Source organism: Kribbella sp. NPDC104740, from assembly GCF_055583505.1.
Genome location: NZ_JBVJNV010000001.1, coordinates 409,457 through 436,055, shown reverse-complemented (window position 1 = coordinate 436,055; position 26,599 = coordinate 409,457). Strand labels below are relative to the sequence as shown.

The 26,599-nt window shown below is 71.6% G+C and carries 19 protein-coding genes; 7 read left to right on the top strand and 12 right to left on the bottom strand.

The annotated features are described in order from the left end of the window. Nucleotide 1 precedes the first annotated feature (1 nt). On the bottom strand, nucleotides 2-1,384 hold the full coding sequence (eccD, locus tag ACZ6Z4_RS02050) for a type VII secretion integral membrane protein EccD (RefSeq protein ID WP_465557179.1): 1,383 nt from the start codon (nucleotides 1,382-1,384) through the stop codon (nucleotides 2-4). A gap of 154 nt (nucleotides 1,385-1,538) precedes the next feature. Between eccD and ACZ6Z4_RS02045 the strand changes: the two genes are divergently transcribed. Genes ACZ6Z4_RS02045 through ACZ6Z4_RS02035 form a run of 3 tightly spaced genes read left to right on the top strand, consistent with a single transcriptional unit; the run spans nucleotide 1,539 to nucleotide 4,067 of the window. Further along, nucleotides 1,539-2,153: a hypothetical protein gene (locus ACZ6Z4_RS02045; RefSeq protein ID WP_465557177.1), complete on the top strand. Its 615-nt coding sequence runs from the start codon at nucleotides 1,539-1,541 to the stop codon at nucleotides 2,151-2,153. After that, complete coding sequence (locus ACZ6Z4_RS02040) at nucleotides 2,153-2,695, top strand: hypothetical protein (RefSeq protein ID WP_465557175.1); 543 nt, start codon at nucleotides 2,153-2,155, stop codon at nucleotides 2,693-2,695. The genes ACZ6Z4_RS02045 and ACZ6Z4_RS02040 overlap by 1 nt, the downstream gene beginning before the upstream one ends. Nucleotides 2,696-2,717: 22 nt before the next feature. Next, nucleotides 2,718-4,067, top strand: coding sequence for a serine/threonine protein kinase (locus ACZ6Z4_RS02035; protein ID WP_465557173.1), 1,350 nt, complete (start codon nucleotides 2,718-2,720; stop codon nucleotides 4,065-4,067). On the opposite strand, the gene ACZ6Z4_RS02030 is transcribed toward ACZ6Z4_RS02035, so the two are convergent. The 7 genes from ACZ6Z4_RS02030 to ACZ6Z4_RS02000 all read right to left on the bottom strand — a co-directional run bounded on the left by ACZ6Z4_RS02030 (nucleotide 4,021) and on the right by ACZ6Z4_RS02000 (nucleotide 14,881). Beyond that, on the bottom strand, nucleotides 4,021-6,147 hold the full coding sequence (locus tag ACZ6Z4_RS02030) for a transglutaminase TgpA family protein (RefSeq protein ID WP_465560573.1): 2,127 nt from the start codon (nucleotides 6,145-6,147) through the stop codon (nucleotides 4,021-4,023). The genes ACZ6Z4_RS02035 and ACZ6Z4_RS02030 overlap by 47 nt on opposite strands. Before the next feature lie 23 nt (nucleotides 6,148-6,170). After that, entirely contained in the window at nucleotides 6,171-7,307 is a 1,137-nt protein-coding gene (locus ACZ6Z4_RS02025; protein ID WP_465557171.1) for a DUF58 domain-containing protein, read from the bottom strand. Next, entirely contained in the window at nucleotides 7,307-9,508 is a 2,202-nt protein-coding gene (locus ACZ6Z4_RS02020; RefSeq protein WP_465557169.1) for a fibronectin type III domain-containing protein, read from the bottom strand. Before ACZ6Z4_RS02020 ends, ACZ6Z4_RS02025 begins: the two co-directional genes overlap by 1 nt. 25 nt (nucleotides 9,509-9,533) lie before the next feature. After that, entirely contained in the window at nucleotides 9,534-10,496 is a 963-nt protein-coding gene (locus ACZ6Z4_RS02015) for an AAA family ATPase (RefSeq protein WP_465557167.1), read from the bottom strand. Further along, nucleotides 10,496-12,889: a fibronectin type III domain-containing protein gene (locus ACZ6Z4_RS02010; RefSeq protein ID WP_465557165.1), complete on the bottom strand. Its 2,394-nt coding sequence runs from the start codon at nucleotides 12,887-12,889 to the stop codon at nucleotides 10,496-10,498. Before ACZ6Z4_RS02010 ends, ACZ6Z4_RS02015 begins: the two co-directional genes overlap by 1 nt. A 61-nt stretch (nucleotides 12,890-12,950) precedes the next feature. Beyond that, complete coding sequence (locus tag ACZ6Z4_RS02005; protein ID WP_465557163.1) at nucleotides 12,951-14,210, bottom strand: sensor histidine kinase; 1,260 nt, start codon at nucleotides 14,208-14,210, stop codon at nucleotides 12,951-12,953. Continuing rightward, entirely contained in the window at nucleotides 14,210-14,881 is a 672-nt protein-coding gene (locus ACZ6Z4_RS02000; RefSeq protein WP_465557161.1) for a response regulator transcription factor, read from the bottom strand. Before ACZ6Z4_RS02000 ends, ACZ6Z4_RS02005 begins: the two co-directional genes overlap by 1 nt. 53 nt (nucleotides 14,882-14,934) lie before the next feature. Between ACZ6Z4_RS02000 and ACZ6Z4_RS01995 the strand changes: the two genes are divergently transcribed. From ACZ6Z4_RS01995 to ACZ6Z4_RS01980, 4 genes are read left to right on the top strand one after another with little or no spacing between them, the layout of a single operon-like run. Further along, on the top strand, nucleotides 14,935-16,455 hold the full coding sequence (locus ACZ6Z4_RS01995) for an AfsR/SARP family transcriptional regulator (protein WP_465557159.1): 1,521 nt from the start codon (nucleotides 14,935-14,937) through the stop codon (nucleotides 16,453-16,455). Then, nucleotides 16,452-17,720, top strand: a complete 1,269-nt coding sequence (locus ACZ6Z4_RS01990) for a hypothetical protein (RefSeq protein WP_465557157.1) — start codon at nucleotides 16,452-16,454, stop codon at nucleotides 17,718-17,720. The genes ACZ6Z4_RS01995 and ACZ6Z4_RS01990 overlap by 4 nt, the downstream gene beginning before the upstream one ends. Then, nucleotides 17,717-18,364: a helix-turn-helix transcriptional regulator gene (locus tag ACZ6Z4_RS01985; RefSeq protein WP_465557155.1), complete on the top strand. Its 648-nt coding sequence runs from the start codon at nucleotides 17,717-17,719 to the stop codon at nucleotides 18,362-18,364. Before ACZ6Z4_RS01990 ends, ACZ6Z4_RS01985 begins: the two co-directional genes overlap by 4 nt. Further along, nucleotides 18,364-20,019: a right-handed parallel beta-helix repeat-containing protein gene (locus ACZ6Z4_RS01980; protein ID WP_465557153.1), complete on the top strand. Its 1,656-nt coding sequence runs from the start codon at nucleotides 18,364-18,366 to the stop codon at nucleotides 20,017-20,019. The genes ACZ6Z4_RS01985 and ACZ6Z4_RS01980 overlap by 1 nt, the downstream gene beginning before the upstream one ends. 16 nt (nucleotides 20,020-20,035) lie before the next feature. Here ACZ6Z4_RS01980 and ACZ6Z4_RS01975 read toward each other — a convergent pair whose 3' ends face one another. The 4 genes from ACZ6Z4_RS01975 to glgX all read right to left on the bottom strand — a co-directional run bounded on the left by ACZ6Z4_RS01975 (nucleotide 20,036) and on the right by glgX (nucleotide 26,568). Continuing rightward, the gene (locus ACZ6Z4_RS01975; RefSeq protein WP_465557151.1) at nucleotides 20,036-20,221 is read right to left on the bottom strand and encodes a hypothetical protein; all 186 of its coding nucleotides are present in this window, start codon (nucleotides 20,219-20,221) and stop codon (nucleotides 20,036-20,038) included. A gap of 93 nt (nucleotides 20,222-20,314) precedes the next feature. After that, nucleotides 20,315-22,033: a malto-oligosyltrehalose trehalohydrolase gene (gene treZ, locus ACZ6Z4_RS01970; protein ID WP_465557149.1), complete on the bottom strand. Its 1,719-nt coding sequence runs from the start codon at nucleotides 22,031-22,033 to the stop codon at nucleotides 20,315-20,317. A gap of 3 nt (nucleotides 22,034-22,036) precedes the next feature. Beyond that, entirely contained in the window at nucleotides 22,037-24,454 is a 2,418-nt protein-coding gene (gene treY / locus ACZ6Z4_RS01965) for a malto-oligosyltrehalose synthase (protein WP_465557147.1), read from the bottom strand. Continuing rightward, a complete protein-coding gene (glgX, locus tag ACZ6Z4_RS01960) occupies nucleotides 24,451-26,568 on the bottom strand; it encodes a glycogen debranching protein GlgX (protein WP_465557145.1) in 2,118 nt (705 codons plus the stop codon). The genes treY and glgX overlap by 4 nt, the downstream gene beginning before the upstream one ends. Nucleotides 26,569-26,599 lie beyond the last annotated feature (31 nt).

The following is a 26,599-nucleotide window of genomic DNA, read 5'->3' as shown; positions in this document are numbered from 1 at the left end:
CTCAGCCTCCCCAGCCCCGGACCACGCCGTACAGACCGAGTACGGCGGCCGCGACGGGGATCAGTGCCAGGACCACCACGATCTCCGCGACCTCGGCGTACCGGCTCAGGTAGGGGCCGGGCCGGCGGTTGCTGTAGCGCAGCCCGAGGAACACAGCCAGGCCGGCCAGCAGGAGCACGCCGGGAGCGATCACGGCGACCGGGTCGGTGAGCTGCCGAGTCAGCGGGCCGAGCGCTAGGCCGGTAGCGCCCGTCAGAGCGGGGATGAGCAGCAGCAACCGCTGCTTCACGATCGGGTAGAGCCGGGTGCGCAGGAACGCCCCGGCGGTCAGCAGTGCGACCAGGATCGTCGCCGACCTGGTCTCGGCGAGCACAAGCAGGATCTCGCAGACCGACAGCACCAGGGCGAGCCCAGCGAGCATCCCGGTCAGCAGGCCGTCGGCCCGGACCACTGCGCCGTACACCTCCTTGCGGGGTGGCAGCGGGTCGTCGCGGACCAGGTCCATCGTGGTCCGCGGCAGGATCGGCATCGGTAGCCGACCCAGCCGCAGCGCTGCTGACGCCAGCATCGGCGAGAAGGCCAGCAGTGCGGCACCGAGGATCGCTGCAACGTCATGGCTGTCGAGAGCCTCGGAGGTGCCGATCCATCCACCCAACACACCCAGTACGCCGGTAGCAGCAGCCGCGACGAACAGCATCGCGCCGTCGACGACACCGAGGTAGCAGCCGACCCCTGCCAGCATCAGCGCCGCGCTACCGGCCAGCACCTGCGGTGCGCCGATCGCCGGCCACTCCGCCGTACCGGCCAGCAGCAGACCGCCGCCGAGCGCAGCACTGGGCAACGCGATGCCGCCAACCATCACACCGGCTCCGGAGTCGCCCACCACTCGGGCCAGCGCGACCGCACCGGCGACCAGCACCAGTGTGGTGATCAGCAACCACCCAGCGGGCTCGTGCCAGGGCGCGCCCATCCGCAGGATCGTCACCGCGACCACCACGAGCGCAGCGGCGGCGCAGACGAGTCCGGCCAGCCTGGTGTGCCAGGGCGCCCAGGCGGCGCCGAGCAGGCCCGAGCCGGAGGCGACCGCGTCGACCAGGTCGTCGTACTCGAGCTCCGGCCACTCCAGGCGACGCGGCACCAGGTGCAGGATCTCGCCGTCGCGGATCCGGTGCGAGCCCAGGCTGCGGCCCAGGACGAGCTCCGTGCCGTCGGAGCGGCGCAGCACCCAGCCGCCGCCCGGCGCGCCCTCGTCGGCGAGGTGCTCACCGGCCTTGGTCAGGACGCCGGGCAGGACCTCGGCGACCGACGACTGCTCGGGCAACGCCAGGTCCAGCCGGCGCTGCGGGGTGGAAACCGTGACGCGGAGAAGTCCGGTGATGTGCATGGCAACCTTCCGTGGTCCACTTCCCTTCCACTGCACACTGTCGGCGTCCCGCGGTACCGACGGGCTCCCCTGACCTCTTGCGGCCACTCCCCGCGCGCGACAGGCTCCGCTGGCTACGGTCGGTCGAACCAGCCGATGCCGAAGGAGGCCGCCCGTGGAGCCGCTGCTGCTGCCTGTCGGGCACGACGTAGGTGTGCTGCACACCGCCGGAGGCGACCGGCGCCAGCAGGTCCGTGCGGGCCGGAACCTGGTCGAGCTGACCGACCCCGAGTACGTCGTGTGGCTGCTTGCCCACGGCACCGGTGACGACGACCGGCCGACCCGCTCGTCGGTCGCTGCCGCTGCCGAGCGGCTGGAGGTGAGCGCTGCCGACGTCACCGCGATCACCGATCAGCTGCTGGCGGTCGGCCTGCTCGCCGAGGTGGACCCCGAGGCCGGACCGGCTGTCGAGTTCGCGCAACGGCACCAGCTGGTCCCGCTGCTGATGGGACTCGGGCCTGACCAGGAGGAGGGCTCCCTGCAGACCATCGGCCTGTTCGGCCAGCCGATCGTCCAGGTCTCCAGTGCCGTGTACGACGTGTGGGCGTGGGCCCAGCTGACCCCGCATCTGTGGATCGCCTGCCAGGACGCGGCCGAGGTGGCTCGCCGGGTCGGTGTGACGGCTCCGGACGAGACCGAGCCGCGCGAGGTGCTGACCGGGATGCTGCGGTCGGTGCACGGACTCCTCTGCGTGCGGGCGGCGTACCTCGACCGGAGGGGTGTGGCGTGATGGTCTTCCCAGTTGGCCACTACACCGGGCTCCGCGCGTCGGACGACGGGCTGCTGCACACGATCCGGGCCGGCTGGCAGCAGCACCGGGTGGAGGAGGACGCCTTCGCCACCTGGGTGCTCGCCCATGGGTTGCGCGAGACCGGCAAGGAGAAGTGGACCGACGCGGACGTACTGGGCCAGGCAGAGCAGGCCGGAATCCCTGGTGCGGCAGGGCATCTGCAGCAGCTGGCCGCGCTGGGACTGGTCGCGAGTACTGACGACGTCGAGCAGTTCGCGCGGGGACATCTGCTGGGAGTGCTGTTCGTCGGTCTGGGCAACAGCCCGGAGCAGCTGGACGAGTACGCCGTCGGGCTGCCAGGGCTGGGCACTGCTGCTGTGCTGGACGCCAGCAGCTACGAGCTGTGGCAGTGGGGATCGATCGCGCCGACACTCTGGGACTTCTGCCAAGCGGCCGCTGTCGAGCCGAGCGACGTACTGGGTGACCTGCGGTTCCTGCTGGCGAACGGCTGCGCCTACCTGGATGTCGCTGCGGTGAGCTGAAGTTGGTGCGAGGATGACAGCGATGGCCGAGATCCCGCTGGAGGCACTGGTACCGCGGGCGACAGGTCCGGTGGCCAGTGTGTTCCTGCTCGCGCCGGCCGTCGCCGGTGGGCGGACGATGGTGCTGAAGGTCTACCCGCAGCCACTGGATCGGCGGACCTACAACGGTGTCGAGGTCGAGCAGGCGAAGCTGGCCGGGCTGCGGTCGTCGGCGTCGATCGTGCTGGTGCAGGGACTCGACGAACTGCCGGACGGGCGCACCGGGCTGCGGATGGAGTTCTGCCCGCAGGGATTGCGGGAGCTGGTCGCTGGTGGGCCGCTGCCGATCGGCGACGTGGTGGTGCTCGGGCAGATCCTCTCGTCGGTGCTGGCCGAGGCGCACGACATCGGGCTGGTCCACGGCGGTGTGACGCCCAGCAACGTGCTGGAGCGGGCCAGTGGGCAGCCGGCGCTGGCTGACTTCGGTCTGGCGCTGCGGCTGCGGTTCCCGCGTGACCTGATGGGCGACGCGGCGTACACGGCGCCCGAGGTGCTGCGCGACGGTGAGCTGTCCGAGCAGGCTGACGTCTACGGGCTCGGTGCGACGCTCTACCTCGCGCTGGCCGGGCACTCCCCCTTCCCGGCGCGACCTGGTGAGTCGCCGGACGACGTCGTACTGCGGGTGCTGCGTGAGCCGGTCCCCGCGGTGTCAGGGCGGGACGTACCGGCTGGGCTGACCGCGCTGCTGAGCCGGATGATGGCGAAGGAGCCGGACGACCGGCCGAGTGCTGCGGAGGCAGTGAGCGAGTTCGAGGCGCTGCTGCGCAGCCCGGAGGAGCCGGGCGCGGACGACCTGGACTTCGACGACTTCCGGGACGAGCTGGCGTCCGCGCGCGTCGCGGACGCGCCGCAGGTCGCGGCTGTCGCGCTGGCCCGGCCGCCGAAACCCCAACGGGACAAGGGCTGGCGGCCTTCCAAGGGACTGCTGATCGGCGCTGGGGTGGTGGCGTCGCTGGCCGCCGTACTGGTGGTCATGCTGCTGCCGAAGGACGAGCCGGACAGTGCACCGCCGGTGGCGACGCAGCCGACGACAGTGGCCCCGACGACTCCATCGGTGACACCAGCGGTGCGGCTGGAGCTCAAGCCGCCCAAGGACAACGGCACCTCGGTCCAGCTGGAGTGGACCAGCTCCAAGCCGCTCACCTACGCGCTGAACATGGCAGAGCAGGGCGGCAAGGACGCGCAGACCACCTATCGCGGCACTGGTACGTCGATGACCGTGCGGGTCAGCCCTGGCCTGCTCTACTGCTTCGAGGTCCAGGGCACGGACGGTACGGCGATCTACATCAGCGATCCGCAGCCACTGCGCGGCGCGACCTGTCGCCGCCGCTGAGCTTCCACAGGCTCCGCAGCTCCAGCGCCGCCTGCAGCCGATCGGCCAGCGGCCGGGAACGCAGCCCGCGCCGTACCTCCCGTACGCCGGCCCACGCGCTGCTGGTCACCTCCGGCCCGACCTGACCGCCCGACCACAACGCCTGGTCGACGCTGTTCGCCACGGCCACCAGTCCAGCGGCTGCTCGCTCGTCGGTGACGTCCTCCGCAGCCACTGCGAGGTCCCGCACGGTCATGCCCGTCGTCACCGCCACGCCGTGCGCCCGCAGCCGGTCGCGGGCCTCCGCCCACGCTCCCACCACCGCAGCATTGCCAGGGCGCCGCTTACGCCGTACTGCACGCAGCGTCTTCAGCAGCGGTACGCCGAGCAGCCAGAGCAGCAGCAGCGCGGCCGAGGCGATGAAGATCCCGAGCACCGGTACGTCGGGCCGTTCCCAGCCGCCGCCGTTGTCGGCCTTCTCCGTGGGCGGCGCGACCTCCGGGTCCTGGATCTCGTTCACCGGCGGCACCTCCCGCCGCGCCTGGTCGGTCACGTCCGCGTCGCTGCCCGGTACGACGGACTTGCCGGCCGCGGCCTGGCCGGACGGGTCCAGTGGCCACCAGCCGACGCCGTCCACCGCCACCTCGGGCCAGGCCAGCGCGTCGCCGTTGCGCACCGTGTACCAGCCGTCGGCGTCGGCCGTCGTGGGAGCGCGGAAGCCGACCACCAGCCGGGCCGGGATGCCGTTCGCCCGCGCCAGCGCGACGTACCCGGCGGCGAACTGCTCGCTGGTCCCCGGCTCGTCGTCGAGCAGGAACCGGCGCAGCTGCGGCCAGCTGTGCCCGGTCGGCAGCGGGTCGGTCGACGCGAGCTTGTAGCGCTTGCGCATGTAGTTCTCGAGCGCGAGCGCGGTGGCGAACGTCGCTCGCCGGCCGGCCAGCGCGTCGGAGGCCAGCGCGGCCACCTCGTTCGGGACGGCGCCGAGGTCGCCCAGCCCGCCGGGCGCGTCGGCGTCAATCCCCGCGGCCAGCAGGAGCTTGGCGTCCACCTTCGGCTTCGACCAGGTCAGCTCGTACCGGTCCGGAACCTCACCGGTCAGCAGCGTGCCGCCGATCGGCTCGATCTGCGGCTCGATCGCGCCGTGCACCGAGGACGGCAGCAGCTGTCCGGGCAGCCAGGGCCCGCGCAGCTCCTTCACCTCGACCTCAGCGCGCTGCGGCTCGACCGGTACCCGCACCTCGGGACCAGGGGTCAGCTCGGAGCCCAGCCGGAGGATCGGGTGGTCAGTGGTCCAGTTGGCACCGTCGAAGTCGTCCAGCGCGACCTGTCGCCACCGCCCGACCGGGCTGGGCGCCTGGTAGCGAAAGACGACGGTGTCCCTGTGCCGCCGGTCGAGGCGCCCGGCCAGCTCGTCCAGCGGGCTCGCCTGCCGGGTCGCCGGTGCAGCAACGCTTTGCGCCTGCTGCAGCGTGTACGGCGTACGGTCGAGCAGGTCTGCGGCGCCGACAGCCAGTGCGCCGACCACTGCCACGACCGTGACCACCACCACGGGCGTCACCGAGCGCCTGCTCTTGCCAGTCGCGTCCGGCACCAGCAGCGCGGCGAGAACGAGCCCGTACGCCAGCGCAACCAGTACGGCGTTGAGTCCGTTCAGCGCGATGTAGGCCTGCGCGATGCCCGTGACTGCCAGACCGGGCAGCACGCCGACCAGCGGCGGCGTACGGTCCAGCAGCTCGACTGCGAGCAGTGCTGCGAGCAGGACCAGCAGCGGGACGAACACCACGAGGTCCGGGTCCGGCCGCGCCGGCCAGGTCGACTCCAGCGTCAGCTGCCAGGCGGTGAGCCCGCGGCCGAGGGCGCGGACCGTCTCCAGTGTGGGGAGGCCGGCGAGCGTCGTACCGCGGAGGACTGTCTCGATGGTCGCGAGCAGACCGGCAGCGACGACCAGGAGCGGGCGCCAGGTGAGGAGCGTCGGCCTGTAGCGGCAGAGCTCGGTGACGGCGTAAATGACCAAGCAGACAAGGAGAACCGGCAGGAGGAGCGACCGCAGCCCGAAGACCGGGCCGAAGCACAGGCCTCCGACAGCAACGGCTGCAAGCACTGCGGCTGTCCTGCGCCGCGTGCTCACCCGATCACCCCGCTCCACTGCGTCAGCGCCTCACCGGCGTCGGCAGCGAGGATGACCCGGGCACCGAGGATCGGGGCGACACCGTGCGCCGGGCCGAGGCCCAGCACGGTCACCGAGCCGTAGCGGACCAGCAGCGGCGCCAGGTCGCTCGCCGTACCGTGGGCCCCGGTCACGACGACGATCGCTCCACCACTGGACGCTCCGGTCGTCAGCGCGCGCGGCAGCAGGCCCTCACGCTCGTCGCTCTGCTGAACCACGCACAGCTCGTCCAGGAACTGCCGCGATGCCAGGGCTCCACCAGGTGCGGCCAGGTCGGTGCCTGCTGATGTCAGCAGCCGGCAGCGGTGGCCGGCCATCGAGGCGGCGAACAGGATCGACGCCGCGACCTCGACCGCTTCCTCGAACGTTGCCTCAGGCAAGGGATCGGTGCGGGTGTCGAGCAGCACGGTCAGCCGGGGCTGGTCCGGGTCGACGTAGTCGCGGACCATCAGCTGACCGGTCCGCGCGCTGGCCTTCCAGTGCAGGTGCCGGACCTCGTCGCCGACCACGTACGGGCGGACGTCGCGCAGGTCCGCGGAGCCGCGCAGCGAGTCGTCGGCCGTGCGGCCGATGTGGTGGTGCCGCGGCCGCCCGGCGACCACAGTCCGGGTCGGGTGCCGCTTCGGGTGCACCCAGAGCACGGCGGTCTCGCCGGTGGCGACGCGGTTGCGGGCGAGACCGAGCGGGTCGGTGCGCTCCAGGGTGAGCGGCCCGACCTGGATCCGGCCACGCCGCGAGGTCGGCAGCTCGTACCGGTACGTCGCCTCGCTGTCCGGCCCGAGCCGCCGGATCGGCACCTGACGGCGCTCCGGCCCGGCCGAGTCGTGCGCCGCGAAGGAGGGCTGCCAGCGGTTCCCGGTGTTCCGCACGCGGAGCGTGGCCAGCGCCGGGCGGCCGCGCTCGACGCGGTCGGGCGAGAGGTCGCGGTGCACGGAGACCTGCGGGCGGCGTACCGTCAGAATGGTTGCTGCCAGCAACGCTCCGAGGCCGATCCCGCCGAGGGCGCGGAAGAAGGGGTAGCCGGCCAGCTCGCCGAGGGCGTAGGCCAGCAGCGCGCCGACGAGCACGGCGATGCCTCGCCCGGTGAGCCGCATCATGCCCTCCAGATCAGTTTGTTGGAGGTGATCTGGCCACCCGGTCCGGTCGCGTCGACCCAGACCTCGCCACCGGTGTCGTCGTTGTAGAACTTGTTCACCGTGATCGACCCGTTGGCGTCCGCGGTCAGCGGGTCCCCGCCGTCGTGCAGGTCACCGTAGTTGGTGGTGTGGCCCTGGAAGTTGTACGTCGCGTTGGGCTGCAGACCGCGGGCCACGATGTGGATGTAGTAGCAGTGCTCGGGACGGCACACGCCCTCGGTGTCCTCGGTGAACGCCGGACCCTGGCTGATCGTGATCGTTCCCTCTCCACCGGCGGTCGCGGTGACGGTGGCCGGCGCGCCGACCAGCAGACCTCGGCCGGGCACGTTGGTGACCGCGCGGACCTGGAACGTGTAGCGCTTGCCGTTGTCCAGGCCGGTCCAGCGGTAGCTGGTCCGGGTGGTGTTCTCCGGATCGCCGTCGAGCGTCACGCCGTAGCGGACCAGCGAACCACCGTTGAGGTTGGGGCGACGCCAGGACAGCGTGACTGCACCGTCCGAGCCTGTCCACGCGAGACCGACCGGTGCGTCGGCGGGGCCGCCAAGGGTGACACCTGCGGTGGACACACCCGGCCCGGTACCAACGCGGTTCCGTGCGCGGACGGTGAACGTGTAGGAGCGACCATTGGCCAGCCCTGAGATCACCACGCGCCGCGCGGAGCCCGCGAGCGTCCGGGTGCCGCCGGTCCACGTCACGACGTACGCCGAGATCGGTGCGCCGTTGGCCGCGGCAGCAGACCACGTGACCGTCGCCGAACCGTCGCCGGCGGTCCCAGCGACGTTGCGGGGAGCACCTGGGCGGCTGGCCTGGACCGTGGGCTTCGGCGGCGGCACCGGGCGCTCCGGCGGCTTGCTGGTCTCCGGTGGTTCAGGCCGCTCGGTAGCGCGCGGCTGGACCGGCCGCCGGGTGACCGGAGGGAGCTCCGGGCGCTGGGTGCTCGGCTGGACCGGAGGTGGCGCGACCGGCCTGTCCGTAGTCCTCGGCTGCACGGGCGCGAGCGTCGGCTTGTCCGGTGTCGGCTTGGGCTGCTCACCCTTGCGCTTGATCGGTCCTGCGGTCTCCACCTCGGTGACGTCACCGTTGCCGTCGACAACCAGGACGTGCTCGCCGGCCAGGCTGTCGACGTACACGCGGGAGTCGTCGCCACGCGTCAGGCCGGGCCGCTCGCCCGGCTTCACCTTGGCCAGCTTGGACGGCGCCGGGATCGGCCGCCGCCGCTCCTGCTCGCCGCGGCTGTCCAGCGTGACCAGGCTCTGGTCGGTCGAGTCCACCAGGGCCACCGTCTCGCCGGAAGAGGCGATCTGGTCGTAGCGGCCAGGCTTGAGCTGCTTCACCACCGGCTCGGCAGCGGGCTTGCCGCTGGTCAGCTCGGTTGTGTCGACCAGCTGCAGCGTGTTGCCGGTGACGATCGCGATCCGGCCGTCGACGTCGTTCGCCGCGACGATCGAGCGCTGTCCCAGCTCGAGGGTCGCCAGCGAGACCGCCCGGCCGAGCCCGTCGTTGCCCACCGTCTGCATCTGCCGCGCGGTGGTGTCGACGAACACCGCCTGCTCACCCACGAGCGTCAGCGACCCGTTGTGCCCGGCCGGAATCCTCGCCGTACAAGCGATCCGGGCACTGGTCACCGGCAGCTGGCAAAGCTGACCTGTGCTCGTGCGGTGAAGCCACACGGTCCCCTCCGGCGTCACAACCGGTTGGCCGACCGGCCCCTCGGTGGAGACCACCATGGGGTTCTCGCCGAACCGCTGCACCTGCCCGGCCTGCCGGTACACCGCGTACGCCGAACCAGCAGCCGTCAGCGTCACCGGCCGCTCCGACGCCGGCGCCGGGATCGGGTCCGCCACCCGCAGGTCGGACTTGCCGAAGCCGATCACCGACCCGTCGGCCAGCACGTAGCCGTTCTGGTCCGTCTCGACCACCTGCGCGCCCGGACCGACGCCGGGGATCGGCACCTCGGCCTCGACACTCTTGGTCCCGCCGTCGATCTTGAACACCTTGCCGAGCGTGCTGTTGTAGACCAGGTGGCCCGACTGGGTGAACCGCATCCCGCTCAGGTCCGCGCCCGCGCCGGTGACGGCGAGGGTGGTGACCACCATGCACCCCGCGACGACACCCGCGAGCGCCATCCGCGCGCGTACCTCGGGCCGGACCTTCCGCATGCTGACTCCCCGTTGTGATGACTGCTCAGGCGGCGCCGACGCTCGCGGTCGGGGCCGGCGTCGCCGCCAGCACCTCGTCGACCACGGACGACGGCGGCCGCTGGCTGAGCTCCGCGTCCGGCGTGAGCACCAGGCGGTGCGCCAGCACCGGCTGCGCCACCTGCTTCACGTCGTCCGGGGTGGTGAACGCCCGCCCGTCGGTGGCCGCGTAGGCGCGCGCCGCGCGGACCAGGGCGATGCTCCCCCGCGGGCTGGCGCCGTACCGGACCGCGGTGTGCTCACGGGTGGCGGCGACCAGCTTCACGGCGTACGAGCTGATCGCCGGGTCGACGTGCACCGAGCGGACGGCCGCGATCGCGTTCCGCAGCGCGGGCACGTCGATCACCGGGCTGAGCGAGTCCGGGCCGATCCGGCCGGTGTCGCCGAGCACGATCCGGACCTCGGCGTCGTGGTCGGGGTAGCCGATCTCGATCCGCATCAGGAACCGGTCCAGCTGCGCCTCGGGCAGCCGGTAGGTGCCCTCCATCTCGATCGGGTTCTGGGTGCCGATCACCAGGAACGGGTCCGGCACCGCGCGGGTGACCGAGTCGACGGTGACCCGCCGCTCGGCCATCACCTCGAGCAGCGCGGACTGCGTCTTCGGCGTCCCGCGGTTGATCTCGTCGGCGACCACCACGTTGGCGAAGATGCCGCCGGGGTGGAACTCGAACTTCTCGCTGCCCTGGTGGTAGACCATCACGCCGGTGATGTCGCCGGGCAACAGGTCGGGAGTGAACTGGATCCGGTTCCAGCTCGCGTCGATGCTGCGCGCGATGCAGCGGGCCAGCGTGGTCTTACCCAGCCCGGGCACGTCCTCGATCAGCAGGTGCCCCTCGGCGAACAGCGCGGTCAGCGCGAGCCGAACGACCTCGGGTTTGCCGTGGATCACCCGTTGCAGGTTGTCCGCGACCAGCCGGTAGGCCTCACCGGGCGGGATCGTCGCACTCATCAGCTACTCCAGACGAATTTGTTGGACATGAGGTCGGTCTCGCCGGGCGCGGTGGCCACGACCCAGACCTGCTGGCCGGGCGCGTCGGTCGCGAACCGGTCGTCGATGGTGATGCTGCCCTCGTCGTTGGTGGTCAGCGTGGCGCCGGGGTTCGAGGGCTGCCACTTCGTCGTGTACGGCGTGAAGTTGTACGCCGTGTTGGGTTTCAGCCCGGTGCCGACCACCAGGATGTAGGCGCAGCCGGGCGCCTCGCAGGCCTGCTCACCGCCGCCGTGGGTGGTGGCGGCACCGCGGGAGGCGACCAGCTTCGGCGTCGTCGTGCTGCCGCCGCCACCGACCACGATCGTGCGGACCGCCTGCTTGCCGAGCACGAAGTTGCCCTGGGCATCGGTTGTGGTCGCGCGCACGGTCACCCGGTACGTCGCCCCACTGGTCAGTCCAGGCAGCGTCGCGCTGGTGGCAGTCGTCGAGTCGGCCTTCGCGGTGCCCTCGCCCTGCGTCGGGTTGGCCGCGAAGTCGTAGCCCTGCAGGGTGGTGCCCTTCAGGTTCGGCCGGGTCCAGCTCAGCCTCAGGCTGTTGCCCGACGGGGTGACCTGGAAGTTGCCGGGAGCGTCCGGGACTCCTCCGGTCGGCACCACGCGGGACGTGCTGCTGCCTGGTCCGGTGCCGACACGGTTGGTCGCGCGGACGGTGAACGTGTAGCCGGTGCCGTTGGTCAGGCCGGTGACGTTGCGGCTGCGCGCCGCCGGACCGAGCCGCACACTGCCGCCGTTCCAGCTCAGCGTGTACGCCGTGACCGCCGCGCCGTTGGCGGCGGCCGCGTCCCAGGTGACCAGCACTGAGGCGTTGCCGGGCTTGCCGGAGACGCTGCGCGGGGCGCCGGGGCGGCCGGCCTGCACGGTCGGTTTCGCCGGAGGCGGCGTGGGCTTGTCGGGCTTCTCGGTCGGCTGGACCGGGCGGTCGGTGCTGGGCGGGTCGGTCGGCTTGTCCTCGGTCGGCCTGCCGGTCGGCCTGTCCTCCGTGGGTCTGCCGGTCGGTCTGTTCGTAGGTCGGTCGCTGGGCTTGGCCGTCGGACGCTCCGGGGGCTTCGGGTCTCCGGTGGCCGGTGGCTGCGGCGGCTTGGCCGTAGGCGGCGGCTGGACCGGGCGGTCCGGCGTACTGGGCTTGGCGGTCGGCTTGACCGCGTCCGGCGTCTTACGCTGGTCCGGGCGGGCCGCGTTGGTGTCGACGGCGACCACGTCGCCGGTGTCCTCGACGACCATCACCTGCTCGCCGGAGCGGCTGGCGACGTACAGGCGGGAGTCGCCTCCGCGGTACAGACCGGTCTTGTCCGAAGGGCCGACCTTGGACTCCTTCGACGGCTCCGGGATCTTGCGGGAGGTCCGCTCCTCGCCGTTGCGGTCCAGCGTGACCAGGGTGTCGGTGCTCTCGTCGATCAGCGCGAGGCTGTTGCCGGACGAGACGATCCGCTCGTACTTGCCTTTGCGGAGCTGCTTGCGGACCGGCGGTCCGTCGGTCTTGCCGCTGGTCAGCCCGGCCGCGTCGACCAGGTGCAGCACGCTCTGGTGCGGGTCGACGATGGCGAGCCGGCCGGTGACGTCGTTCGGCGCGACGATCGCGTCGCGCGGCAGGTCGTCGATCGGCAGCAGCACCTTGCGGCCGAGGCCGCCGTCATCCACGGCGTACATCTCGCGAGCAGTGGTGTCCACGAAGACGACCTGGTTCGCTCCGACGACTGCCAGCGAGCCGGTGTGACCGCTGGGCAGCTCGGCCGGGCAGGCGAGCCGGTCGGCGTCCAGCGGGAGCAGGCAGAGCTGGCCGCTGCCCGGGCGGTGCACCCAGACCGTGCCGTCCGCGGTGACCACCGGCGGACCGAGCGGTGCACCGACCTTGGCCGACGCCACCTTCTCGCCGAAGCGGACGATCTGGCCGCTGTCGCGGTAGACCGCGAAGGCCGCACCCCCGGCTTCCAGTACGACCGGGAGCTCGTCGAGCGGCGCGGGCAGCGGGTCCGCGACGTCCAGGCTCGACTTGCCGAACTGGAACGTCCGGCCGCGGGACAGGACGTAACCGTTCTGGTCGGTCTCGACCACCTGCGTGCCGGGACCGGCGCCCGGCAGCGGGATCTCCTGGTCGACGCTCTTGGTGCTGCCGTTGATGTGGAAGATCTTGCCGAGCGTGGAGTTGTAGATGTAGCGGCCGGGCTGCGCGAACTTCATCCCCGGCGAGGCGTTGCCGGCACCCGCGACCGCCACCCCGGTCACCGCGACGCAGCCCGCCACCACCGCGGCCAGCGCGGCGCGGGACCGCCGGTTCTCGCGGGCGGACGGCGGCCGGGGCCCGGGGCGGGCACCTCCCGTGACCGTCCGCAACATCTCGGTGACAGACCTCACAGCGACGAGACTAGGTCATCACCGGTACAGCCGGTGTCCAGATTCGATCCAGGCCGAAAGGTCAGCGTTCGGCGACCGGCAGCCGGAACTCGAAGATCGCGCCGCCCTCGTCGCCGTTGTGCACCTTCAGGTCGCCACCGTGCGCGAGCGCGACCCAGCGGACCACCGAGAGCCCGATCCCGGCCCCGGCCGAACCGCTGCCCGCCGCGAACCGCTCGAACAGGTCGTCGCCGATCGCCGGGTCGATCCCCGGGCCCTGGTCGGCCACGGTGATCCGCCCGTCGGCCACTGTCACCGTCACGATCGCCAGGTCGGCGCCGGGCGCGCGGCCGTGCCGCAGCGCGTTGTCGAGAAGGTTGCCGATGGCCCGTTGCAGCAGCGCCGGGTCGGCGCGCACCATCGTCGGCGCGGTGACCAGCGAGATCCGGGCCGAGTCGGACGGGGTGTCCTCGACCACTACGCCGACCAGCTGGTCGAGCCAGACCAGCTGCATGCTCAGCTGCTCGACACCGGCCGCCAGCCGGGCGCGGACCAGCAGGCCGTCGATGATGTCGCCCATCCGGCCCGCCAGCCGGACGGTCCGCGGCAGCAACTCGCCACGCTGGTGCGGGTCCTGCATGGCGGTCTCGGCGAGCGCGCGGAGCGCAGCGACCGGCGTACGGAGGTCGTGGGCTGTCTCGGCCAGCAGGTTCTCCTGCTCCTGCAGGGCTGCCATGGCCGGCCGGATGGCCCGGCCGGAGACCCAGTACCCGAGCAGGGCCGCCGCGAGGATCAGGAACGCGCAGACCAGCAGCACGGTGACCACCAGCTGCCGGTGGTCGCCCAGCTCGTCGTCGATGTCGGTCCAGGCGACCACCGCACCGGCGTACTGGCCGCTGGAGTCGCGGAAGGGCTGGACGGCGACGCGGACCTGCTGGCCGCCGAGCGCCTTGCGGTCGTCGCTGAGGACCACACCGTCGCTGACCGCCCGGGTGGCCAGCTGGTCGAGGACCGTGGGGTCCATCGGCGTGCAGTCCTTCAGGCTGGTGTGCCGGTCGAACGGCGCGGCGCCGCCGGGGACGATGACGAACTGCGGGCAGGTGGCGTTCAGCGGGTCCCGGTTGACCGCGGTGAAGTCGATGCCGCCGCTCTCGCTGACCAGCCGCAGCACCGGGCCGGTGACGACGTCCAGCTGGTTGCGGATGTCGGCTTCGGTGCTGTTGGAGTCCAGCCGCAGGATGAGCGGCGCCAGCACGATCAGGCCGATCGTGTTCATCACCGTGAACAGGACCGTCAGCCACCAGCGCAGGCGGCGCAGGCGCTCGGCCGCGGGACCGCGCATCAGGCGCCGTCCGCCCGGACCAGCCGGTAGCCCTGGCCGCGGACCGCCTCGATCAGGTCCGGGGTGCGCAGCTTGGTGCGCAGCCGCCGGATGGTGGCGTCGACGACGTTCGACATCGGGTCGGCGGCGGAGTCCCAGCAGTGCTCGATCAGCTCCGAGCGGGACACCGTCCGGTCCGTCCGGGTGATCAGGTACTCGAGCACGGCGAACTCCTTGGCGGTCAGGCCGAGCAGCACACCGCCCCGCCTGACCTCTCGCCGGCCGGTGTCCATCTCGACGTCCTGGTAGCGCAGTACGGGTGTCCGGCCGGTCCCGGCCCGGCGGCACAGGCTGAGCACGCGCGCGGTCAGCTCGGCCACGGCGAACGGTTTGACCAGGTAGTCGTCACCGCCGTACTCGAAACCGTCCACCCGGTCGGCCAGGGTGTCCAGGCCGGTCAGGAACAGCACCGGGACCGCCCAGCCCTGTTCCCGGCGGTGGCGAACATAGCGGATCGAGTCGCCGTCCGGCAGCAGCCGGTCGAACACGACGCAGTCGTAGGCGTTCACGAACAGCGCCTCGTCGGCGGCCGCGATGCTCACCGCCAGGTCGACCGCCAGCGCGGCCGACCGCAGCGCCGCCGGGACCGCCACCTGCAGGTCCTCGTTGTCCTCTACCACCAGTACGCGCACGCCTGTCCGTCCGTGTCATCGAAATGTCATCGTCCACCCGGATCGTATGTGTCATGAACGGTCACTCAGCGCACACACCGGCCCGGATCGCCTTCCGGGTGCTGGGCCCGCTCGAGGTCGACGGCCCGGACGGAGCCCCGCTGGACGTCACCGGCGGCAAGCCGGCGACGATGCTCACGCTGCTCCTGCTGCACCGCAACGCCTGGGTCAGCACCGACCAGCTGATCGACGCCGTGTGGGCCGGGCTGGACGCTCCGGCGTCCGCGCAGCGCAACCTGAAGACCTACGTGTGGCAGCTGCGCCGCGCCCTCCCCGACGAGCGCATCGAGAGCCGGCCCGGTGCGTACCGGGTGCGGGTGCTGGCCGGTGAGCTGGACGCGGACGTTGCCGCCGACCTGTCGGACCAGGCGCGCACTGCTCCCCCTGCCAAGGCTGTTGTGCTGCTCGAACAAGCCCTGGGCCTCTGGCGCGGCTGCCCGTACGACGGACTGACCGGCGACGCCACCTCCGCCGTCGACCGCCTCACCGAGCTGCACCGCTCGCTGCGCGAGGACCTGGCCGAGGCGCTGCTCTCGCTGGGCCGCTCCGCCGAGGCGATCTCGTTGCTGAGGGCCCTCACCGACGAGGACCCGCTGCGGGAGCTGGCGTGGACGCGGCTGATGACGGCGCTGCACGACACCGGCCGCCGGCACGAGGCGCTGGCGGCGTACCAGCGGGCTCGCACGGTGCTGGTCCGCGACCTGGGCATCGAGCCGGGCGCAGAGCTCAGCAGAGTGCACCAGCAGGTCCTCACTCCGACGCCCACTCCCTCTGGTCTTCCGCCCCGGATCCCCGGGTTCGTCGGGCGCGAGCTGGAGCTGGCGGCCGTTCGCGCGATCGGCTCTCCGGACCGGGTGAGTGTGGTGACGGTCGACGGGATGGCCGGGATCGGCAAGACCGCCTTCGTTCTGGAGGCTGCCGCCTTGATCCAGGGCCTCCCGGTCGTGCTCGAGGATGTCGAGAACGCCGCGCAGGTCCGCACCCTGATGCCGAACACCCCAGGCACCGTCGTCCTCGTGACCAGCCGCCACCGGCTGACCGGGCTCGACCGCGATCTGGCCATCACCCTGGAGCCCCTGCCCGCCGGCGACGCCGCCCGGATCTCCGACTGCGAGCAGGCGCTGCGCTGGGCCGCCGGTCACCCCGAAGCTCTCCGCCGCTTCACCGAGCTCCTCGCCGGCCGCCCGCCGTGGACCGCCGCTCGTCTGGCCGACCGGATCGACCAGCAGGCGACCCGGCACAGCGTCCTGCGCGACCTCCACGACCGCTTCGACACCACCTACCGCTCGCTGCCCGAGCCGGTCCGCAGGCTGTACCGCCTCCTCGGCCTGACGCCTCAGTTCGACGTACGCCGGGCAGAGCGGCTCCTCGGCGTAGACCAGCAGGAGGTCGAGCCGCTGATCGACGAGCTGATCGACCATCACCTGCTCTCGGAGCCCGCGCCGGGGCGGTTCAGCATGCACCCGGTCGTCCGCGACCACGCGCACCGGCTGCTGCTCACCTCTGGCTCCCCCGAAGACGTGAGGGTCGCATGAGGCCCCCGGCCGCGGCAGCTGCAGCTCCCGAGCAGCAGGTCGCCTACGCACCGACCGCAGCGACCACTCCCCGAGCAACCTCAGTCGGTACGCCGATAGCCGCTGCCGCGCCCCAGCGCTCCGCGCCGCGGCCGGTCGCCGTACCCACTGCGCTGACGGCACCAGCGGCTGCGCGCTCGTACCTGGTTGATCAGCCGCCGGCGCCGACACCTGTGGTCAGCAAGGTGGAGATCCCCGAGCGCACGATCCGCGTCGGGCAGGTCGTCTGCTGGCAGATCGCGCTGCTGGCTCTCGGTGCCGCTACCGCGGGCTCACGGCTGACGCTGATCCTCACCGGCGCGGCCGCGCTCACGCTGGTCCTGCTGACCGCTGTCCGCATCCGCGGCCTCTGGCTCTACCGCTGGGTCGGGGTGCTGCTCTCCTTCCTGGCCCGGCGCCGCCGGGTCGACCTGACCGGCGAGACCGCGCTCAACCTCACGAGCGTGTTCCTGGGCCGGACCACGGTGAGCACGCTGACGATCCGCGACCAGCCGTACGGCGTACTCAGTCATCCCGGTGGCGTCCTGCTGACGATCCGGGTCGGCGCTGACGCGCAGCACGAGCTGCTGCCGCGGCTGGCGTCCCTGACCGAGTCGGTCGACGAGCAGCCCGCTGCAGTGTCGATGCAGCTCGTGCTGCACACCGGCATCAAGCAGAACCAGCCGCTGCGGGCCTGGATCGCCGTGGCTGCCCGGCGTACGCCGGAGATCGCCACGGACGAGCAGATCAACCAGGTCCTCACCAACACCGTTCGCCGCCTGGTCCGCCGATTCGACCGAGAGCAGGTCGAGCACCTGCCACTGGACGAGTCGGACGTGCTGGCCTCGATCGGAGCGCTGGCGCACGCCAACGCCGGTCGCGGCCAGGTCCGCGAACGCTGGTCCACCTGGGCCGCCGGACCGGTCCTCCAGGTCTGCGTCCGCCTCACCGGGTACGCCGCACTGCCGCAGCCGCTCGCCCAGTCCCTGGTCGACACCCTGCTCGGTACGGCGACCGGCGCGGCCCAGACGCTCGCCCTCACCGTCACGGCTCCGCCCGACGGTCCCGAACCCGCCCAGCACGACGCCGTCCTGCGGGTGGCCGCTTCGCACCCGGCCACGCTCGACTCGGCGATCACCGTACTCACCTCGCTGGCCCGCTCCTTCGGAGTCGAGCCGGAACGTCTCGACGGGCGGCACAGCACCGGTCTTGCCGCCACGCTACCTCTGGGGGTCCCTCTCTCATGACTGTCACCGTGCTGAACCCGCCCAACGGCTTCCACCACGTCCCGGCCCAGGACGGCATCTCCGCGCTGCTCGCCAGCGCCCGCGACGAGGTGATCGCGATGAGCGACCTCTCGCCGGCCGGTCCGGCCTTCGGGCCGCGCGACGTCCGCCCCGGCGTGCGCTACCGGGCCATCTACCCCGACACCGCCCGGACCGCGCCGACGCTGTGCCGGCACCTCGCGGCGCTGTCGGTCGCCGGTGTGGCCGTCCGGACCGTGCCGCACGTCCCGCTGAACGGGCTGGTGGTCGACGGGCGGGCCGTCGTACTGCCGGCGGACACCTCCAACGGCAGCGTCGCCGTACTGCGGCTGAGCAGCGCGGTCGCCAGCACGACCGGGCTGTTCGAGCTGGTCTGGCCCAGTGCGGTGCCGCTGACCGACAGCGACCTGCCGGGTGACGCCGACCTGGACGAGCGGAACCGGGAGATGCTCCGGCTGCTCGCGCTCGGCGTCACCGACGAGGTGGCGGCCGCCCAGCTCGGCATCTCGGTGCGGACCGTGCGCCGGATGGTCGCGCAGATCATGGGCCGGCTCGGTGCGCGCAGCCGGTTCCAGGCGGGCGTGAAGGCCGCCGACCGCGGCTGGCTGCTGGACCGGGCCAGCTGATGCGGGTCCTGACCGTCGCCGCGGACCGTCCCGGCGCGTACCCGACCATCGGCTCCGCCCTGCTCGAGGCGCCCGACGGAGCCACGGTCGCGGTCGCTGCCGGGACGTACGCGGAGACGCTGGAGCTGAGCGGCCGCGTCGTCACCCTGCAGGCCGAGGCCGGCGGCGCCGTCGTACTGGACGGTGCCGGTGCCGACTGGCCGACGCTGCGCGCGGTCGACGGCGAGCTGACGCTGCGCGGGCTCGACATCCGGGCCGGCGACAACCTGGCCGTGTCGGTCGAGCGGACCGTGCTCACCGTCGAGCAGTGCGAGGTGCGCAGCCGCAGCCGTCCGGCGATCAGCGTGCACGCCAGTACGGCGTTCACCGTCGACCGCTGCACGATCACCGGCGCCGAGACCGGCATCGTGGTCGAGGGCGCGAGAGGCCGGATCCTGGACAGCACCGTCTCCGACGTCACCGGCGACGGGATGGTCGTTGCCTTGGGCTCCGATCCGCTGATCCGCGGCTGCACGGTGAGCGGCTGCGGCGGGCGCGGGATCTACGTGTACCAGTACAGCCGCCCCGAGCTGACCGACACCACGGTCGCGCGGACCGGCACCGACGGGATCGGTGTCGCGCACGGCAGTACGGCGACCATCCGCCGGGTCACCGTCGAGGACACCCGCGGCGCCGGGATCGCGTTCAGCCCGGGCTCCGGCGGGACTGTCGAGGGCTGCCGGACCGAGAACACCGCACTCGCCGGGATCCTGATTCCCGACGGCGCCACGGTCGAGGTGATCGAGAAGGCGTCCGCGCGGCCGGCCGACACCGACGGGCCGCTGGAGCAGCTGCTCGGCGACCTGGACGAGATGGTCGGGCTGCCCGGCGTGAAGGCCGAGGTGCACGCGCTGGTCGACGAGATCCAGGTCAACGAGTGGCGGCGCGCGGCCGGGCTGTCGGTCGGCGCGGTCAGCCACCACCTGATCTTCGCCGGGGCGCCCGGCACCGGGAAGACCACCGTCGCGCGGCTGTACGGCAAGCTGCTGAAGGCGCTCGGCGTGCTGCCGAACGGCGAGTTCACCGAGGTGTCGCGGCGGGACCTGGTCGGCCAGTACATCGGGCACACCGCGGAGAAGACCGCGACCGTGTTCGAGAAATCGCTCGGCGGCGTGCTGTTCATCGACGAGGCCTACACGCTGTCCCGCTCGGCCGGCAGCGGCGGCGACTTCGGGCAGGAGGCGATCGACGCGCTGGTCAAGCTGATGGAGGACCACCGCGACGAGATCGCGATCATCGTGGCCGGCTACACGACCGAGATGAACGACTTCCTGGACGCCAACCCGGGCCTGGCGTCGCGGTTCTCCAAGACGATCGAGTTCGAGAACTACTCGGCGCCCGAGCTGCTGCTGATCACCGACCGGATGGTCGCGGCCGGGGACTACCAGCTCGACGCGGCCGCCGCCGACCCGCTCACGGCGTACTACGAACAGATCGCCGACGCGCCGAACTTCGGCAACGCCCGCGAGGCCCGGCGGCTGGTCGAGAGCATCCGCAAAGCGCAGTCGCAGCGCCTGCGCGCGCTCGGCCGGATGCCCACCACGGAGGAGCTCCGCGCACTGCTGGCCGACGACGTCGCGATCGCCGCCGGCCTGCACAGTTCGGTGGGTGGGTGAGGCCACCCGGGGTGGTTCAGGTCAGGATCTTGTCGTCCCTGGTCTTGCGGTCGCGGCCGGCTGGGTGCCGGTCGGCCGGTTGGTGCTCGGTGCGTGGCGCCGGGCAGACCGGGCCGCGACGGATCGGTCCGCCGCCCAGCCGCCTGCTCTTCCACTGCTTCTCGTCGTAGTCGTAGTAGGTGTCGGTCCCTCCAACAGTCACTGCGGTCCTCCCTGTCACCCCCCGGTGCTCTTTCCACAGTCCGTCACCAGACCCCTGCAACACAAGGGATTCACGAAATTGAGTTGGTCGTGATCAAACCGCGTAGATCGCGACCGCGTGCCCGGAAAGCCTTATCCCCTGAGCGATCGGCTCGCTCGTCCCGAACACCATCACCTCGTACGACGGCCGCCCGTCGACCGGCACCACCTGCTCGTCGCCGGACAAGTTGGCGACTACTCGCAACGCACCCCGGGCGACCACCAGCCAGCCCTCCCCCGACGTCACCGCGACCGAGCCGAGCCGGTCGTCGCGCAGGTCGTCGTTGCGGGCCCGCAGCGCCAGCAGGTCGCGGTACCAGGCCAGCAGCTCCCGGTGCGGTGACTGGTCCACCTCGGTCCAGTCCAGCACCGACGACCGCCACGTCTCCGGGTCCTGCGGGTCCGGGATCTCGTCGGCGTCCCAGCCGAAGGCCGCGAACTCGCTGCGCCGCCCGTTGCGGACCGCGTCGGCCAGCTCCGGCTCCTCGTGGTCGGTGAAGAACCGCCACGGCGTCGACGCGCCCCACTCCTCGCCCATGAACAGCATCGGCGTGTACGGCGAGGTGATCACCAGCGCGGCGCCGATCGCCAGCTGGCCGGGTGAGAGCGCCGGGCGGTCGCCGAGCGCCCGGTTGCCGACCTGGTCGTGGTTGGAGGTGTAGGCGAGGAACTCCGAGCCCCGGTGCACCGACGGGTCGACCGGGCGTCCCCAGTCCTTGCCGCGGAACGAGGAGTACGACCCGTCGTGCAGGAACACCTGGGTGAGCACCTTCTCGAACACACCGGGCTGCGCGAAGTCCTCGTAGTACCCGGCCCGCTCACCGGTCAGCAGCGTGTGCAGCGCGTGGTGGTAGTCGTCGCTCCACTGCGCGGTCATCCCCATCCCGCCGTCGGCGACCGGGGTCACCATGGCCGGGTCGTTGAGGTCCGACTCGGCCACCAGTCCCAGCGGCCGGCCCAACTCGGCAGCCAGCGCAGCCGTCTCGTCGGAGAGCTGGGCGAGCAGGTGCTGCGGGCTGTCGTCCTGCAGCGCGTGGACGGCGTCCAGCCTCAGCGCGTCGATGTGGAAGTCGCGGAACCAGCGCAGGGCGTTGTCGCAGATCCAGCGGCGGACCTCCACCGAGCCGGTGTCGTCCAGGTTGACCGCCGGACCCCACGGGGTCGTGTGCTTGTCGGTGAAGTACGGCCCGAACGAGCCCAGGTAGTTCCCGGACGGCCCGAGGTGGTTGTAGACGACGTCCAGGCAGACCGCCAGCCCGACCGCATGGCACTGGTCGACGAAGCGCTGCAGCGCCTCCGGTCCGCCGTACGGCGCGTGCACGGCGTACAGGTCGACGCCGTCGTAGCCCCAGCCGTGCTTGCCCGGGAACGCGGCTACCGGGAGCAGCGACACCACCTGTACGCCGAGCGCGACCAGGTAGTCCAGGTGCCCGGCAGCTGCTTCCAGCGTGCCCTCGGGGGTGAACGTGCCCAGGTGCAGCTCGTAGAAGACAGCCCCGCGCACCTCCTGCCCGCGCCAGTCCGAGTCGCTCCAGCCGAAGCGGGACGCGTCGAACACCCTGCTGGGCCCATGGACGCCGTCCGGCTGCCAGGCGCTCCGCGGATCGGGCATCGGGTCGCCGCCGTCGACGGAGAACGCGTAGTCGGTGCCGTGCCCGGCGTCGGCGACCTCCAGCGACCACCAGCCGTCGGCCGACTTGGCCATCGCCAGGCGTTCGTTCAGCACCAGGGCGACTTCCGACGCGTCAGGCGCCCAGACAGAGAAGGTGTGCATTCCTCAGCTCCTCGCGAGCAGCGCCACCGGAAGCTCAGCCAGCAGCTCGTCGATCCGAGCCGCTCCACTACCCACGGACCGGCCCGTCAACACGTCCTGCCAGTCCCCTGACGGCAGCACGACGGCCGAGTCGCCCCAGCCGCCGAGCCGGTGCAGCGCGACCGGCAGCCGCGTCGCCAGCGTGATGACCTCGTTCCCGCGAGCGAACGCGACCGCATGCCCGTTGGACGTCGGCAGCGGCGTGTAGCTGCCCGCGAACGCTCCCGGGTTCTGCCGGCGTAGCCGGAGCGCCCTGGACGTCACCAGCAGCTTCTCGTCGGCCAGGTCTTGAGGAGAGCCACCAGCGTCCAGCCGGGCCAGCCGCTGGATGCGCTCCTGGTAGTCGACCGGGCGCCGGTTGTCCGGGTCGACGAGCGACAGGTCGACCAGCTCGCTGCCCTGGTACACGTCCGGTACGCCGGGCATGGTGAGCTGCACCAGCTTCTGCCCGAGCGTCGCTGCCCGCACGTACGGCGCCTGCGCGTCAGCGAACCGGCGTACGGACTCAAGCAGCTCGGAGTCGCCCAGGACCGCCGTCGCGAAGGCGGCGACCGCCTCCTCGTACTCACTGTCCGGTGAGGTCCAGCTGGTGTGCCGCTTGCCCTCCCGGATCGCCTTCTGCAGGTAAGCCTGCAGCCGGTCCTCGGCGAGTGGGCCGTCGTCCCACGTCCCCAGCAGGGTCTGCCAGATCAGGTACTCCGTGCTGCCGTCCAGCAGCGAGTCGCGGTAGTCCTCGGACTGCACCCGCCAGGACCGGACCGCCTCGACCCAGGCGGCCGGCTGCTCGGAGAGCACGCTCAGCCGGGCCCGGACGTCCTCGGACCGCTTGGTGTCGTGCGTCGAGAGGGTGGTCATCGTGCGCGGCCAGTGCTCGTTCAGGCGGGCAGCGTACGCGTGGAACTCCTCCGGCGAGACGCCGAAGTGCTCCGGGTCGCCGCCGACCTCGTTGAGCGAGCTGAGCCGGAACCAGCGGTAGAACGCGGTGTCCTCGACGCCCTTGGCCATCACCGGGCCACAGGTCTGCTGGAACCGCACGATCAGCTCGTGCCGCGCCCGCTCGTCGATCCGGCTCGCCGTCCCGGCCTCGCGGCCGAGCAGCAGGTCGCGGACCAGGTCGAGCGTCTCCTGCTGCTCCTCGTCCAGGTTCCGCCGGGCGAGCTCGGCCACGTGCTCCAGCTCCGCCACCGCCTCGGCTGGCGCCGCCTCTCCCGGTACGACGTACGCCCGGTAGCGGTCGAAGTTGACCAGCAGCTCGACCACGACCTCGTGGAACGCACGGCGGGTGTGGTCACGCAGGCGGACGTCGTCCTGGCAGATGCGGGCCAGCAGCTCGACCAGCCGGTGCACCTCGGCGTACTGGCCGTGCTTGACGATCTCCCGCTTCGCCTCCTCCACCACCGGGGCGAAGTCGGCCGGCTGACCGGTCAGGTCCGAGTGGTACGCCGCCAGCGGCGCGGCGCCCGCCGGGTCGACGAAGAGCCCGCCGACGCGCAGCAGCGCGTCGTAGCCCGTCGTACCGGCACAGGGCCAGTCGCGAGGCAGCTGCTCGTCGCCTTCGAGGATCTTCTCGACCACTACCCAGGCGCCGCCGGTCCGCTCGGCCAGGCGGCGCAGGTACCCGCGGGGGTCGGCCAGGCCGTCCGGGTGGTCGATGCGGAAGCCGTGCAGCTTGCCCTCGTGCAGCAGCGCGAACAGCAGCTCGTGCGTCGCCTCGAAGACCTCCTGCGTCTCCACCCGGACAGCTGCCAGCGTGTCCACGTCGAAGAAGCGCCGGTAGTTCAGCTCCTCGTCAGCGACCCGCCAGTGCGCCAGGCGGTACCACTGCTCGGTCACCAGCTCAGCGATCGGCAGGTGCTCGGTGCCGGGGCGCAGGGGGTACTCGTGCTCGTAGTAGCGCAGTACCGGCTCGTCGCCACTGCTGTCGACCGACAGCTCACCGTCGGCCAGCACCTTGCCGATCCGGTTCCCGAGCACCGCCATCAGCAGCGGCTGGTTCCCGGAACCCCAGTCGACGTCGAACCACTCCGCGTACGGCGAACCCGGCCCGTCCCGCAGCACCGACCAGAGCGCGGTGTTGAGCCGCGCCGGCGTCGGCACCGCCACGTGGTTCGGCACGACGTCAGCGATCGCCCCCATCCGGTGGTCGGCCAGCTTATCGGTCAGCCGGTCGAACGCCGGCCGACCACCAGCAGGCTCCGACAACCGGCTGTGGTCGACCACGTCGTACCCATGCATCGACCCAGGCGCCGCCTGGAGAATCGGCGACAGATAGGCGTGCGAGACGCCGAGGTCATGCAGATACTCCACAACCTCCGCCGCGTCATCGAACCCGAAAGCGCCATTGATCTGCAACCGATACGTCGACAGCGGTACAGCTGTCATCCGGCAGCCTGCCGCGGTCGAGTCAGGACCAGCGACCCCCGGGCCTCGATGCTGATCGTGCTGCCCGCCTCGTGTGGCTCGTCGCTCGCCCCACCGGTCGCGCTGCTGGTGTCGACCACCACCGTCCAGGACTCGCCGTACTCCTTGGCCGGGAGCAGGAAGTCGAGCGGCTGGTGGTCGCTGTTCATCAGGATCAGGAACGAGTCGTCGACCACCGGCTCGCCGCGGGGGTCCGGCTCGGAGATGGCGTCGCCGTTGAGGAACACCGCGATCGCCCGGGCGTCGTCGCGACCCCAGTCGGCGTCCTGCATCTCGGTGCCCTTCGGCGTGAACCAGACCAGGTCGCCCAGCCCGTCCACGCCCTGGTCGCCGTGGAAGAACCGGCGCCGGCGCAGCACCGGGTGCTCGGTGCGCAGCCGGACCAGCGACCGGGTGAACTCCAGCAGGTCCTTCTGCGCGTCCGACAGGTCCCAGTCCACCCAGGCGATCTCGTTGTCCTGGCAGTAGACGTTGTTGTTGCCGCCCTGAGTGCGGCCGAGCTCGTCGCCGTGCGCGACCATCGGCACGCCCTGGGAGACCAGCAGCGTGGTCAGGAAGTTGCGCTGCTGCCGGGCCCGCAGCGCGAGCACCGCCGCGTCCTCGGTCTCGCCCTCGGCCCCGGAGTTCCAGGACCGGTTGTGGCTCTCGCCGTCGCGGCCGCCCTCGCCGTTGGCGTCGTTGTGCTTGTCGTTGTACGAGACCAGGTCGCGCAGCGTGAACCCGTCGTGCGCGGTGACGAAGTTGATGCTCGCGATCGGCCGCCGGCTGTCGTCCTGGTACAGGTCCGAGGAGCCGGTCAGCCGGGAGGCGAACTCGGCCAGCGTGTACTTCTCGCCGCGCCAGAAGTCCCGCACGGTGTCGCGGTACTTGCCGTTCCACTCCGTCCACAGCGGCGGGAAGTTGCCGACCTGGTAGCCGCCGTCGCCGACGTCCCACGGCTCGGCGATCAGCTTCACCTGGCTGACCACCGGGTCCTGCTGGACCAGGTCGAAGAACGCCGACAGCCGGTCCACCTCGTGGAACTGGCGGGCCAGCGTGGCCGCCAGGTCGAAGCGGAAGCCGTCCACGTGCATCTCGGTGACCCAGTAGCGCAGCGAGTCCATGATCAGCTGCAGGACGTGCGGGTGCCGCATCAGCAGGCTGTTGCCGGTACCGGTGGTGTCGTAGTAGTGCGACTTGTCCTGGTCGACCAGCCGGTAGTACGCCGCGTTGTCGATGCCCTTGAACGACAGCGTCGGGCCCATCTCGTTGCCCTCGGCGGTGTGGTTGTAGACGACGTCGAGGATCACCTCGATGTCAGCCTCGTGCAGCGCCTGGACCATGGTCTTGAACTCGGTCACCTGCTGGCCGCGGGTGCCGGTCGAGGAGTAGGCGTTGTGCGGGGCGAAGAAACCGATCGTGTTGTAGCCCCAGTAGTTGGACAGCCCGCGCTCCTGCAGGTGCCCGTCATCGGCGAACTGGTGCACCGGCATCAGCTCGATCGCGGTCACCCCGAGCTCCTTGAGGTGCTCGACGATCGCCGGGTGCCCGATCCCGGCGTAGGTGCCGCGGATCTCCTCGGGCAGCCCCGGATGGGTCTTCGTCAGGCCCTTGACGTGCGCCTCGTAGATCACGGTCTCGTGGTACGCGTGGCCCGGCGGCCGGTCGTTGCCCCAGTCGAAGAACGGGTTGGTGACGACCGACAGCATCGTGTGCTCCCGGTTGTCCATCGTGTTCAGCTCGTCCGGCTCGGCGAACCGGTAGCTGAACAGCGACTCGTCGGCGTCGATCTGCCCGTCGACGGCTTTCGCGTACGGGTCCAGCAGCAGCTTCGACGGGTTGCACCGGTGCCCGGCGGCCGGCTCGTACGGGCCGTGCACCCGGTAGCCGTACCGCTGCCCCGGCTGCACCGCGGGCAGGTACGCGTGCCACACGAACCCGTCCACCTCGGTCAGCTGGACCAGCTGCTCCGACCCGTCGTCCCCGATCAGTGCCAGGTCAACTTGTTCGGCAACCTCCGAGAACAACGCGAAGTTCGTACCGGAGCCGTCGTACGTGGCTCCGAGGGGATAGGGACGACCTGGCCATTTCTGCACTCGACGAAGGTACCCATCCCTATCCCCATCC

Bases quoted from the DNA above. Each gene is read 5' to 3' on its own strand.
- eccD (WP_465557179.1), bottom strand. From the start codon at position 1,384: ATGCACATCACCGGACTTCTCCGCGTCACGGTTTCCACCCCGCAGCGC.
- ACZ6Z4_RS02040 (WP_465557175.1), top strand. From the start codon at position 2,153: ATGGTCTTCCCAGTTGGCCACTACACCGGGCTCCGCGCGTCGGACGAC.
- ACZ6Z4_RS02035 (WP_465557173.1), top strand. From the start codon at position 2,718: ATGGCCGAGATCCCGCTGGAGGCACTGGTACCGCGGGCGACAGGTCCG.
- ACZ6Z4_RS02025 (WP_465557171.1), bottom strand. From the start codon at position 7,307: ATGCGGCTCACCGGGCGAGGCATCGCCGTGCTCGTCGGCGCGCTGCTG.
- ACZ6Z4_RS02020 (WP_465557169.1), bottom strand. From the start codon at position 9,508: ATGCGGAAGGTCCGGCCCGAGGTACGCGCGCGGATGGCGCTCGCGGGT.
- ACZ6Z4_RS02015 (WP_465557167.1), bottom strand. From the start codon at position 10,496: ATGAGTGCGACGATCCCGCCCGGTGAGGCCTACCGGCTGGTCGCGGAC.
- ACZ6Z4_RS02005 (WP_465557163.1), bottom strand. From the start codon at position 14,210: ATGCGCGGTCCCGCGGCCGAGCGCCTGCGCCGCCTGCGCTGGTGGCTG.
- ACZ6Z4_RS01995 (WP_465557159.1), top strand. From the start codon at position 14,935: ATGAACGGTCACTCAGCGCACACACCGGCCCGGATCGCCTTCCGGGTG.
- ACZ6Z4_RS01990 (WP_465557157.1), top strand. From the start codon at position 16,452: ATGAGGCCCCCGGCCGCGGCAGCTGCAGCTCCCGAGCAGCAGGTCGCC.
- ACZ6Z4_RS01985 (WP_465557155.1), top strand. From the start codon at position 17,717: ATGACTGTCACCGTGCTGAACCCGCCCAACGGCTTCCACCACGTCCCG.
- ACZ6Z4_RS01980 (WP_465557153.1), top strand. From the start codon at position 18,364: ATGCGGGTCCTGACCGTCGCCGCGGACCGTCCCGGCGCGTACCCGACC.
- treZ (WP_465557149.1), bottom strand. From the start codon at position 22,033: ATGCACACCTTCTCTGTCTGGGCGCCTGACGCGTCGGAAGTCGCCCTG.
- treY (WP_465557147.1), bottom strand. From the start codon at position 24,454: ATGACAGCTGTACCGCTGTCGACGTATCGGTTGCAGATCAATGGCGCT.